A 12,886-nucleotide genomic window follows, 5' to 3' on the forward strand; every position below is an offset into this window, starting at 1 on the left:
AATGAGCTTTTTTGATAGCCCGGATTCTTTTAAACCAATTTGCATAAAAATCAGTTGATCCATTGCAAGAATATCGTAGAAGCCAGCAAAATGAGAAATACGAGACTAAGAATGGCGAAATGGATTTTGCGATACAATACGATATAAGCAATAAATTCGCGGATGAAAGCATTGGGCCAAAAATAGAAAGCTGTTTTTGAACCGATTCCTTGTGCTTTTAGTCCAGCGCGTTTAGCGTACATCCCAGCTCTCAATAAATGAAAGTTGTTGGTGACATACACAGCCTGATAATCATCCATTTTCCGTTCTTCCATTTTTTGTTTTGAAAAGCGCATATTCTCTTCGGTATTGACCGACTGATCTTCAAGAATAGCATCTTCTGGCGGCAAACCGTTGATCAAAGCAAATTGTGCCATAGCTTCAGCTTCCGAGGTGGTTTCATTGGGTCCTTGTCCACCTGAAAAAATGATTTTAGCTCTCTTGTCCGTTTTTTCTCTTTGTTTGTGGTAGAAAGATAAAGCTTTATTGATTCTGCTTTGCAATAATGGAGGAACTTGGTTTCCATTTATCAGCCCGCTTCCCAAAACAATAATAAAATCTTTGTTGTATTTGGGAAAATAAACTTGGTACAGCATGGAAGAAATAAAAAATTCAATAAAGAAAAAGGCGATGTATTGAATACAAAAAATCGAAAACGTAAAAAGAAAGTGCAGTTGTTCAGGAAAATAATCTTGGATTGGAAAAAACGATAATACAAATAAACTTAAAATACCTAAGCCGGTGGCTAACGTCAGCGAGTTTCGTAAGCGTGAGCCTTCTCTTTTAAACAATATTCTAGCATTAATGAGCAGGAAAACCATCAATGCGAAACCACCTAGTAAAAGAAATGCCAGCCCAAGGATCGTGATAATAATAAATAACCAAAAAATAACAGGTGGGCGTGTGGTTAAAGCTTCATAAGTGATCGATAGATACAGGCTCAATAGAAACAAGGATAAAAAGAATCCATTGCTCACTTTTCGCCGATCTTGGAGATAAACCAGTAAAAAAATCAGCAATAAAACACCCGTCACAATATGTACCATTTCTTCTCCTTTCTGCAAATAAAAATCAGACAACTTCTGGTCAGCTGCTCGCTTCTTATATGATACAACTAATTGGGAAGGAGACGTAGTTTAACTAAAAGCTCTACCTACTCTTATAGTACTATAAAACAGCGAAATACATCAGGCATTTGGCCTGGACAGATTGTCGTCTAGACAAAAAAACTGTAGGCACCGTTCAATTGTGACCACCACATTTTTTAAAACAATTAAATGCAGTTGGATAATTTAAAAGCGCTCTCATTGGTTCTGAGACTCTTTTTTTACACCGCCTGGCTTGCGGAACATCAACTAGCGGATCTGAATGATAAAGTCTGGCACTTTAACGTTATTTAGCAGCCCAGAATGATGATGTCTAGCGATTGAGCTAACCCAGGCAAGCAGCTGGAAATGAACGTTAGTGGGGTTTTTCCACTAAATGGCCCAGCAGGAAGTTCAAATAAGTGTGTGCTTCTTCAAGAGTAATCGGTTGTCGTTTTAAGAAAATAGCCTCTAAAATCAACATCACCGTATTGCTGAAGTGATCGACAACTAACTCTATGGGAACTTCTTTGTTATCGAAGTGCAGATATTCATGAAACACATCTTGAATAACACGTTTCAAATAAATACTAAAATTAGCAATCAGTGAACTGTTGAGAGGATTGTGTTTTAAAATGTCGTTCAATAATTCGTTGTGAGAGGACAATAAATAATAGGTCCGGTCAAATAGTGTCGCCAATATTTTCTCTGAGTCAACGTGTTGCTGCTCATTAAGGTAGATTTGACTGCTTAGTAAGTGCCAGCAGTAATTCAATAGGTCGTATTTGTCATCAAAATAGTTGTAAAAAGTAGCTCTAGGGAAATTGCTGATCTCACAGATCTCGTTTACACTGATGTTTTCAAAGGGCTTTTTGGCCAGCAGAATGAACATGGTCTTCGAGAAAGCTTCGAGGGTCCGTTGAGCGCCACGAGTCGGTTTTTTAGACAAGTCATATTTCATGATCTCACTCACTTCTTTTTCAGATTTGCAATTCTGTCTAAGTTTAAACAGATAACAAAATCTGTTTCTTGTCTTAGAGTCAAATAGAATTTATCATGGTTCTAGTAGTTTGACAAGTGTCCAAAACTATTCTGTTGAAAAAATAGTTTAAAGGATGCGCGAGAGCAAAAAAAGAAAGAAGGAACGGTTTTAATGATGAAAAAAGAGTGGGGATTTATGTTCAAGCATAAGTTTCTTTTAATTGTATTAGGGGCTATTATTCTAATACCGGCTTTATACAATCTGATTTTCCTGGGAGCTTTATGGGATCCATATGGGAATGTGGACCAGCTGCCGGTCGCGGTAGTTAATAAAGACACAGCGGTAAATTTTCAAGGGAAGACTTTAAAAATAGGGGATGAACTGGTAGATAATTTGAAAGAGGGCAACAGTTTAGACTTTCATTTTGTGTCGGAAAAAGACGCTGATGAGGGACTAGCTGCCGGGGATTATTATTTGAAGATCACTATTCCAGAAAGCTTTTCAGAGAATGCGACGACGCTCTTGACTGACGAACCAGAACAGATGACGATCGATTACCAAACGACTCAAGGGAGAAATTTGACAGCTTCCAAAATGGCGTCATCGGCTATTACAGAGTTGAAAAGTGAAGTTTCCAATCAAGTAACGGGAATGTATACGGAAACGATTTTGGAACAATTTGGCAATGTAGGTTCAGGTATGGAAGAAGCAGCAGAGGGAAGTCAAAAACTGGAAGATGGAACGACTCAATTGGTGGACGCTAGTGAATTGATCCAAACCAATCTGGAAACATTAGCGTCTAGTTCGCTTGAATTTGCAGAAGGCAGTCAAACATTGAGTGTCGGTCTGAAAGATTACGTAGCTGGTGTAGACCAAGTCAATAATGGTGCGGGCCAATTGGCAATAGGCATCGATACGCTGTCTGGAAACATACCAACATTGACGACAGGAATCAACCAATTGAATGACGGCGCCGGTTCTTTGGCAAATGGGGTCCAACAATACACAACAGGTGTCGGAACATTATCTTCAGCTGCTTCTCAATTGAACACTGGAATTATCGGTCTTTCTGAACAATTGCCAGCATTGACAACGGGGATCAGTCATTTGGCAAATGGAGCTTCAACGTTGATGACCGGTATTGAACAATACACATCCGGCGTGAGCGCAGTCAACGATGGTGTCGGTCAATTGGATGGAGGATTGACGCAATTAGTCGAACAGACCGAAAACCTACCGACACAAGTTCAACAATTGAATGATGGCGCGACTCAGTTGGCGAACAGCCTGCAAGGGCTAAACTTGAGTGCGGAAAATAAAGAGCAGCTGGAAAACTATTTAATGGGAGTACAAGCGTATATTCAACAAGTATCTGACGTGTTAGCTGCCTCAGATTCTTCATCTGCAGTTGAAGAGTCAAGCCAAACGGATTTGACAGCTACAGCGGATGCTGTGACACAGGCCTTAGCAGATAGTGGAGTTGAATTGACCGAAGAACAAGAGGCTTTGGTGTTGGGGACGATGCAAAATCAAAGCGGTCAAACAGAAGCGGCAGATCCAGCTGGTGTCAGCCAAGCAGAAATTGATTTGAAAACAAAGACAGAGCAATTGGCTAAAGTGACTGAGGCACAAATGCCAGTCTTAGAAGCATTCGTTGACAGTGTATACCAACTTTCTCAATCAGCAGGGCCAGCTGCACAAGGCATTGCTGATGCAACCAGTCAATTGAACCAATCAATGCCTGTGCTGACAGGCTCTTTGCAACAATTGCAAGCAGGCAGCCAGTCGATTTTAGACGGTACGAAAGAATTGGTTGGTAAAGCAGATACACTGAACAATGGCGTTATTCAGCTTTCTGAAGGGTTAGCAACCGTAGATGGAAAAACACCAGCATTGGTATCCGGCGTGGACCAATTAGCCGATGGAGCTAGTCAAATCGCCGATGGGGCGGAGCAATTGGACAGCAATGCTCCAGCATTAACGAACGGTGCTGAATCTTTAGCAGACGGTTTGACGACTGTTGCAAGTAAAATTCCGGCCCTCAGCAATGGTGTCACAGCTTTACTTTCAGGCTCGCAAACTTTAGCGGACGGGACTTCACAATTAGCCGGGAACAGTAGTAAATTAGTAGAAGGCGCAGGGCAATTGACGAATGGCGCGCAACAAATCTCCTCTGGAAGTGGACAATTGGCTGAAGGGGAAGCAAAAGTTGCTGGTTCATTAAAACAAGTTGATGATGGTTTGTTGACACTGACCGATAGTTTGACGGCAGGAGCTGACAAAATTCGTGAAGTCAATACAGGAAAAGATTCTGCAGAAGCGATTTCTGCACCGGTATCTTTGGACCACACAGATGAAGATAAAGTGGCGAACAACGGGACTTCCATGGCTCCTTATATGATGTCAGTAGCGTTGTTTGTAGGAACATTGACAGCTAATATGATGTTTGATGCTTACAAACCAAAAACCCAACCTACTTCAGGTATCGCTTGGTGGGCAAGTAAGATGTCGATCCTTGGCATAGTGAGTGTTTTACAAGCTATAATCGTGTTCGTTGTATTGATTTATGGCTTAGGTATGGAGCCGATTTATCCAGGAAAAGTAGTGGGATTCTTGATTCTTGAATCGATGGCCTTTATGTCGATGGTGACTTTATTCAATGTCGTCTTTGGCAAAGTGGGGGCCTTCTTGATGTTGATCTTTATGATCTTGCAACTAGCCGGTTCTGGCGGAACATACCCAATCGTTTTATCAAATGGAATCTACCAAAGTATTTACCCTTATTTACCAATGACGTATGCGATCGAGGCTTTGAGAAATGCCATTTCGATCGGCGGATCGATGTCGACAGCTGTTTGGTTGTTTGTGGTCTTGTTGGTTGTAAGCAATGGGTTGATGGTCGTTTATTTTGGGATTAAGAAGAAGAGTTATTTATTTGATGATGAGGAAGTGGCAGAAATCAATTAATGATTTTATCAAAAGGAAGGTAGAAGATAGTTCGCTCCTACGCTAAACTGATTATTCAGCTGGTGTAGTAAACTACAGAACGTATCATATGCCTTACCAGAAAAGAATCCTTTACTATAGACAAGGTTGTATTGTGTCTATAGTAAGGTTTTTTTTGTATAGAGTTAAATTGTTTAAGGGGAGAAAACGAATGGCTGGAGCAGAAGACAATCTAGACCACATTCTTTATCAAAGCGGTTTTACCTTTGATGTTCAAATGCTGATCTTCATCAAGGAGCTTACTTCCCTGATGTTCAAACGCTGATCTTCATCAAGGAGCTTTCTTCCCTGATGTTCAAACGCTGATCTTCATCAAGGAGCTTACTTCCCTGATGTTCAAACGCCATTCTTCATCAAGGAGTCTACTTCTCTGATGTTCAAACGCTGATCTTCATCAAGGAGCTTTCTTTCATGATGTTCAAATGCTGATCTTCATCAAGGAGCCTATTTCCCTGATGTTCAAACGCTAATCTTCATCAAGGAGTCTACTTCCCTGATGTTCAAACGCCATTCTTCATCAAGGAGTCTACTTCTCTGATGTTCAAACGCTGATCTTCATCAAGGAGCTTTCTTTCATGATGTTCAAATGCTGATCTTCATCAAGGAGTGTACTTCCATGATGTTCAAATGCCATTCTTCATCAAGGAGCTTACTTCCCTGATGTTCAAACGCTGATCTTCATCAAGGAGCTTTCTTCCCTGATGTTCAAACGCTGATCTTCATCAAGGAGCTTTCTTCCATGATGTTCAAACACTAATCTTCATCAAGGAGCTTACTTCCCTGATGTTCAAACGCTGATCTTCATCAAGGAGCTTACTTCCCTGATGTTCAAATGCTGATCTTCATCAAGGAGTATACTCCCATGATGTTCAAACCCTAGTCTTCCAGCAAGGAATAAATGTGGAGCAACTCATTTACGGTGTAAGTTGCAGTTGAAGACGTCATATTTTTCTCCGAAGTATACAAAATACTATCGATTTGAGCATTCTGAGCTCCTAAAATATCGGAAGACAGACTGTCTCCAATCATTAAACAGGAGTCTTTCTCCGTAATCTGTAATGTCTCAAAGATGGTATCAAAAAAGCGGGTATCTGGTTTTTCATAGCCTATTTCTTCGGAAATAAACAATTCATCAAAATATGGCAGCAAGTGTGAATCCAGCAATCGTTTTCTTTGTGTAATGCCCATTCCATTGGTACCCGCATAGATACGGTAGTTTTTTTTCTTTAATTTGCTCAAAAGCAAACCGGCATTTTCGATAGTCTTGCAGCCTTCATTTAAAAAGTTGCGGTATAGTTGTTCTGCTTTTACCCCATCCACTTTCAAGCTGTATTCGTTAAAAAATAAAGTGAATCGGCTATTAAAAATTTCTTCTCGCGTGATCGCACCTTGTTCTAAAGAAGTCCACAAACCTTTGTTGATCATTTTATATGTGTCAAAGGTTTCAATGGTTTCAGGAACTTTAAATTCTTCAAACACGCTTTTAAGCGCTTGTTCTTCTGTATCGTTAAAATCCAGTAATGTGTTATCCAAGTCGAAAATCAAGTGTTTGTACTGTTTCATTTCTTTCACCTCGCTACTAATTTACACTCAAATGCAGTATATTAATAGGAGATATATCCTATTTGAGGTGATTAGTTGAAAAAAATAGTCCTAAAAGATGTGGACCAAATTGATATTCTAGAAAAGATCCAAGCAATTGAAGAAATGATGTTGGAAACTCCAGCTGCAATAGCCAGCCAAGCCGTAATAGTTGAATTTGAACCAAAGGAAATGGTTTTGAATTTGGGTGAAGATTCGGAGTATCTCTATTTTATTCTTCAAGGTCGGGCTAAAATCTATATGATCCATGAGAACGGGAAACGGTCATTACTGCAATTCATTGATAGTGGAGATATGATCGGTGAGTTATCTTTGCTGGAGGTCGAAAAACAGACAAAAGATATCATGGCAGTCAATAAACTGACTTGTCTAGTGATACCGTTGTCAGTAGCCAAAGCTGTCTTGTTGAAGGACAACCAATTCATGAATTATTTATCTACCTATTTAGCCAAAAAATTGTTGATTCGAGTCAATCATTTTACGAATAGCCAGAATTATGAGTTGAAGTATAGATTGGCTACATATATTTTAAAAGTAGAAGTTGATGGGATTTACATGGAGAAACAAACAGAGACTGCAGAATTCTTAGGCGTTAGTTACCGACATTTGTTCCATACCTTAAAACAATTTCAGCAAATGGGGTTGTTGATAAAAGAAGGGAAAAATTATCGCATTCATAAAGATAAACTGAAGAAATTAGAGATAAAGAATTTTTTCTAAGCGTTAAATAGAACGGGATAGTTCTTTTGAGATTAGAAAAAGCAATCGAATGGCTGTGATTAGGCGATTAGCAGCTATTCGAAGGTAGTAAAAGTAGTTGGATGGCTCTTACCTCTTGCCAAGAAATCAGTAACTTGTTCAGACAATAAAAAAGAAGCTTTCCCAAAATCGAATAACACTACTCGAATTTTGAGTCAGCTCCTTTTTCTTTCGAATATTTTTAACAGACTGTACTGTTTAAGCCATTGTTTGTTTAGCTGGGTTTTTAGGTTTCTCACGTTTCTCATGCATTTTCATATTGTCATTGTAGCCCCAGATATAAGTAAGTACAAACGCAGAAAACAGAGTAACTGCTGTTACAAGGAGAGCGTACCAAAAGTTAGCTGTTATACCATTTTCTGGATCGATAAAAGAAGGCAGTCCAATAATAGAGCCAATAATGCTCCACATATTGACTTGGAAAACTCCAGCAAGGAAGCCACCAATCGCACTGGCAATACTAGCGCAGATAAAGGGTTTACGGAAGCGCAGATTGATTCCATAGATTGCCGGTTCAGTGATTCCGCAAAAAGCAGAGATCGTTCCCGCGTATCCTAGTTCTTTAATGTCGTCTTTTTTTGATTTGACCGCTACCGCTAAAGCCGCACCACCTTGGGCGACGATGGTCATACTTACCATGGCTGACAAGTAACTATACCCTAATGTGGCAAAGTCATTGACGTAAATAGGGATGATTCCCCAATGCAAACCAAAGATAACCAATAGTTGATAAAAGCCGTTAATAACGGCTCCAAAAATAGGCGCATTCAAGCTCAATAAGGCTTGAAGTACATGTGCTAAACCTAGAGAGAGCCATGTGATGACAGGGCCGGTAAGTAAAAAGGTAATGGAAGCTACAATTCCAATGATAAGAATCGGAACCAAAATAGCTTGAATATAGGTAGGAATCCAATTTTTTAACCCTGCTTCTAGTTTTTTTACCATCCAAGCAGCTAATATCATGGGAAAAATAGAATAGGTATAAGCTACGTAAGGAAAGTCAAAGGTACCAACAGATAAAATATTCAGTCCATTGTTTGCTGCTTCAAGAACGGTTGGGTGAATGATGACACCACCAATTACGGCTGTTAATAAAGGATTTCCGCCCAATCTTTTGGCAGCATTGAATCCAATCAGAATAGGCAAGAAATAGAAGACGGCATCCGCCATTGCGCTGATGATCAAATAAGCGCTGCTTGTTTCAGCAATCAGATTGGATGCGGTCAATACAGCTAGCAGACTTTTTATGATACCTGAAGCAGCCAAGATATTGATGATTGGCATCACTGAGCCTGTGATGACACCGATAAGCTGGTTTCCGCCGTGTTTGATCTTTTCAAAGGTAGTACTGTTCTCAGAAAGAGTTGCTGCTTCATGGTGCGGCTCGTCATCGGATAGATTTAATTGTGCCAAGACCTCTTTATGGATATCATCGACAGCTTGACCGACCACTACTTGGTACTGCCCTCCTGCCTTCACTACCCCCATAACACCTTTTAAATCGGTTAATTTCTCCTCATCAGGCAGTGTATCATCTTTCAAATAAAAGCGAAGACGTGTTACGCAATGGATAACATTATCAATATTGTTTTTTCCGCCTACAAGCTGGATAATATGAGTTGCTAAAATTCGGTATTCCTCTTTTTTATTTTTCATGTTGGTTTTCTCCTTATTTTCAATGATCGCTAAGAGTATCATCCCATAATGAATGAGAATCCAGCAAGAAAAAGCCCTCCAACAGTTCGACGAATCCATCGAACTGTTGGAGGGTGATCATGATTTAGAAAGCCGTCTTTTTTTTTAGCTGCTGGGAATGAGTACAAACAAGAAAAACGTGATGCCGACCGTCAACAAGGCTAATCCTATTTTTACTGGGAGTATAGGTGCACAAAATATCGAAAAACCCATCAAGAGATAAATATTGAGCAGAATTTTCCATTTGCGATCCATAGGAATAGTGCGTGTTTCCATGTAGTCAGCGACATAGAGACGATAGAGACGAGTTTGTCTGATCCAGACATCAAAACGGTCAGAGCTTCTAGTAAAACAAAATGCACTTAACAACAAAAAAGGTGTAGTAGGCAAAATCGGCAATAAGACTCCGATTGAACCTAAACCAAATGACATAAATCCGACCGTTATTAATGCAATTCGTTTCACTGTTTCTCCTCATTTCTGAATAGCTGTTAGAAAAAGACTGCTTACTAAATTATAAGTCATTGTTACTTTAGTTTTAAATGCTCAAAGGTGAACTTGCTCTGAAGCAAATCCCTATGTTAAAACTTGTTATTACAAAATTTCACTATTAAGATAACCCTATAGTACCACAAAAAAGTTTGTGAATAAAGACGCTTTTCCATAAGATATCGTATTTCTTTTATAAATGAAACGCAAAAATGATGGATAGTATTTTTTCTGTTTGACAGACAAAGGGTTTTCTGGAATAATAAGTGTAATCAAATAACAGGTACCTTTAAATCAGTCCAGAGAGACTGACAAGGAAGCGGATGAAAATAGGGAAGAAGTGTAGGCAAGCAATTGTATATGCTGTGTTTTCCTGTATTTAAAAAAGAGGCTGATTGTCAGGTGAAAACTGATGATCCGTCTCTTTTTGTGCTTTTCGGTACCCATAGAAATGGGAGGAAATAAAATGAAGAAAACAGATACAGAGTTTTCGTTACAAACGGTACCGCAATCGAACCGGAATTCTTTTGCAAAAACAATGGCAGTGATGCTAGGTTTCACCTTCTTTTCAGCCAGTATGTTAGCGGGAGGTCAGTTGGGATTAAATTTAACATTCTCGCAATTTTTACTTGTTGTTTTGCTGGGGAACTTCGCGCTCTGCCTTTATACTGGCGCACTGGCGCATATTGCAGCAAAAATGGGATTGTCTACTCACTTGCTGGCCAAGTACTCATTTGGGGAAAAAGGATCCTATTTCCCCTCATTCTTGTTAGGCTTTACTCAGGTCGGCTGGTTTGGAGTTGGTGTGGCAATGTTCGCTGTTCCGATCGCAAAAGAAATGGGCTGGAATAGTTACTTACTGATTTTTGTCTTTGGGGTTGCGATCACACTGGCTTCTCTATACGGGATGAAGTCGCTAGTTATTCTAAGTTTTATCGCTGTTCCTTTGATTACCGTCCTAGGAAGTTATTCAGTTATTGAAGCAACTGAAGTTATAGGTGGGTTACGTGGTCTTTTTGATTATGAACCAGAAACAAGTCTTGCGTTATCAGCTGCTTTGACGATTTGTATCGGATCTTTTATCAGCGGTGGGACATTGACAGCTGACTTTGCCCGTTTTGCAAAAACTTCGCGTTCTGCTGTCGGGGCTACTTCAACAGCTTTTTTCTTAGGTAATTCGCTAATGTTCTTATTCGGAGCAGTGGGGGCTATGGTTTACGGGCTTTCAGATATCTCAGAAGTCCTATTCTTGCAAGGCCTAACGATACCAGCAATATTAGTATTGGCACTGAACATTTGGACAACCAATGATAATGCGCTTTACGCTTCTGGATTAGGATTTGCCAACATTACAAAAATCTCTAAGAAATTCTGGGTTTTTGCGAATGGAATTATTGGAACTGTATTGGCTATGTGGATGTACACTAATTTTGTCGGCTTTTTGAATCTGCTAAGTGCGGCTATTCCTTCGATTGGAGCAATCATTATTGCTGACTACTTTTTCGTGAAACGCTGCAACTATACCAAATTTGAAGAAGCAACTTTCGTATCCGTCAACTGGACAGCGCTTCTGGCGTGGGTCATCGGTGTCATTTTGGCTCAATTTGCACCTGGAATCTCCCCGCTTAATGCACTAGTAGGCACAGCCGTGGTGTATACAGGGCTGATGAAATTACCAATCACTAAGACAATGGGAATTGAAAAAAACACTAAAGGAAGTGTAGAATAGATGATTATTCAAAATGCAGCATTAAGAGGAAAAAAAGGTCTTTGGCAAATTAAGATCGAAAATGGAATGTTTACGAGTATTGAACCACAGCCAGAATCCATAGAAAAAGGAACGGGTGTATTGGATGTCAGGGGCTCATTAGTGCTGCCTCCTTTTATTGAACCACATATTCATTTAGACACAACATTGACTGCGGGTGAACCAAATTGGAATCAAAGCGGAACATTGTTCGAAGGCATCCAGCGCTGGTCTGAACGCAAAGCTTCTTTAACGCATGAAGATGTTAAAACACGAGCAAAAAAAGCTTTGCAATGGCAGATAGCTCAAGGAATACAATATGTGCGCACACATGTGGATGTGACTGATCCTCATTTGACAGCGTTAAAAGCTATGTTGGAAGTGAAAGAAGAGATGGCACCTTATGTCGATATTCAACTGGTTGCTTTCCCGCAGGAAGGCATTTTATCTTATCCAAATGGAAAAGAACTAATGGAAGAAGCCTTGAAAATGGGAGCTGATGTAGTAGGCGGCATTCCACACTATGAATTCACTAGGGAATATGGTGTAGAATCTCTTAAGATTGCTTTTGACTTAGCGGAAAAATACGATCGTCTAGTGGACATCCACTGTGATGAGATCGATGACGAACAATCACGTTTTGTTGAAGTTGTGGCAAAAGAAGCATACGAAAGAGGAATGGGTTCGCGAACAACAGCTAGCCATACAACAGCGATGGGATCGTACAACAATGCGTATACGTCTAAGCTGTTCCGTTTACTGAAGTTATCTGATATTCGTTTTGTTTCCAATCCGCTAGTCAATATGCATCTGCAAGGACGGTTTGATACCTATCCGAAACGGCGAGGGCTGACACGAGTCAAAGAATTATTAGAAGCTGATTTAACCGTTTGTTTCGGCCATGATGATATCTATGATCCTTGGTACCCGTTGGGAACAGGAAATATGCTGCAGGTTCTATTGATGGGGCTGCATGCTACTCAGTTGACAGGCTACGAAGAAATCATGAGTGCTATGGACTTGATCACGATCAACAGCGCAAAAACACTGCACATTGAAGAACGTTATGGAATCGAAGAAGGTAAGCCGGCTGATTTTATTGTGCTGCCAACTGAGAATGAATATGAAGCGATCCGCAGACAAGTACCGGTCCGCTACTCTTACAGACATGGTGAAAAAATTGCAGAAACTAAATTAAGCGAAACAAGGACCTTGATAGATGGATTTGAGGATCCCGTGCAATTTAGCCGCTGAAGTAAGTAGGAGTATAAGAAAGTCTCTTAGATAATAAATAGGCTTGAAAAAAGTTTTATTGATTGTTGTACACTGTTGCATTCAGCAAAGATTAAATTATTATAAAGCAAATATAAAATCAAAAAACTCATTCTTTAATTTTGATGAAAGTTGTCATGACCATCAAAATGAGGGATGAGTTTTTTCCAATCTCATCCCTAGGTTCAGTCAAGTTATTATTCAATTGAA

Annotated in this window: 9 protein-coding genes; 4 read left to right on the plus strand and 5 right to left on the minus strand. The window is 39.8% G+C overall.

Annotated features, from left to right (window positions below; translation table 11 throughout):
* Positions 1–50: 50 nt before the first annotated feature.
* Both ACEN4I_RS03095 and ACEN4I_RS03100 read right to left on the minus strand, forming a co-directional pair.
* The gene (locus ACEN4I_RS03095; RefSeq protein ID WP_407096619.1) at positions 51–1,085 is read right to left on the minus strand and encodes a YdcF family protein; all 1,035 of its coding nucleotides are present in this window, start codon (positions 1,083–1,085) and stop codon (positions 51–53) included.
* A 415-nt stretch (positions 1,086–1,500) separates the two neighbouring features.
* Positions 1,501–2,085, minus strand: a complete 585-nt coding sequence (locus ACEN4I_RS03100; RefSeq protein ID WP_407096618.1) for a TetR/AcrR family transcriptional regulator — start codon at positions 2,083–2,085, stop codon at positions 1,501–1,503.
* Positions 2,086–2,277: 192 nt separating this feature from the next.
* Between ACEN4I_RS03100 and ACEN4I_RS03105 the strand changes: the two genes are divergently transcribed.
* Entirely contained in the window at positions 2,278–5,073 is a 2,796-nt protein-coding gene (locus ACEN4I_RS03105) for a YhgE/Pip family protein (protein WP_407102083.1), read from the plus strand.
* Between the two features lie 915 nt (positions 5,074–5,988).
* Here ACEN4I_RS03105 and ACEN4I_RS03110 read toward each other — a convergent pair.
* The gene (locus tag ACEN4I_RS03110) at positions 5,989–6,675 is read right to left on the minus strand and encodes a YjjG family noncanonical pyrimidine nucleotidase (RefSeq protein WP_407102085.1); all 687 of its coding nucleotides are present in this window, start codon (positions 6,673–6,675) and stop codon (positions 5,989–5,991) included.
* Positions 6,676–6,750: 75 nt separating this feature from the next.
* Between ACEN4I_RS03110 and yeiL the strand changes: the two genes are divergently transcribed.
* Positions 6,751–7,434: a transcriptional regulator YeiL gene (yeiL, locus tag ACEN4I_RS03115; protein WP_407102086.1), complete on the plus strand. Its 684-nt coding sequence runs from the start codon at positions 6,751–6,753 to the stop codon at positions 7,432–7,434.
* 237 nt (positions 7,435–7,671) lie between these two features.
* Here the strand turns inward: yeiL and ACEN4I_RS03120 are convergent, their stop codons facing one another.
* Positions 7,672–9,129: a PTS transporter subunit EIIC gene (locus tag ACEN4I_RS03120; RefSeq protein ID WP_407096614.1), complete on the minus strand. Its 1,458-nt coding sequence runs from the start codon at positions 9,127–9,129 to the stop codon at positions 7,672–7,674.
* 144 nt (positions 9,130–9,273) lie between these two features.
* Positions 9,274–9,633: a YbaN family protein gene (locus ACEN4I_RS03125; protein WP_407096613.1), complete on the minus strand. Its 360-nt coding sequence runs from the start codon at positions 9,631–9,633 to the stop codon at positions 9,274–9,276.
* Positions 9,634–10,123: 490 nt separating this feature from the next.
* On the opposite strand from ACEN4I_RS03125, the gene codB reads away from it, so the two are divergent.
* Both codB and ACEN4I_RS03135 read left to right on the plus strand, forming a co-directional pair.
* Positions 10,124–11,386, plus strand: coding sequence for a cytosine permease (codB, locus tag ACEN4I_RS03130; RefSeq protein ID WP_407102087.1), 1,263 nt, complete (start codon positions 10,124–10,126; stop codon positions 11,384–11,386).
* Positions 11,387–12,658, plus strand: a complete 1,272-nt coding sequence (locus ACEN4I_RS03135; RefSeq protein ID WP_407096611.1) for a cytosine deaminase — start codon at positions 11,387–11,389, stop codon at positions 12,656–12,658.
* Positions 12,659–12,886 lie beyond the last annotated feature (228 nt).

Origin of the sequence: Desemzia sp. FAM 23990 (genome assembly GCF_045528485.1) — a bacterium.
In the GTDB taxonomy this organism is placed as follows: domain Bacteria; phylum Bacillota; class Bacilli; order Lactobacillales; family Carnobacteriaceae; genus Desemzia.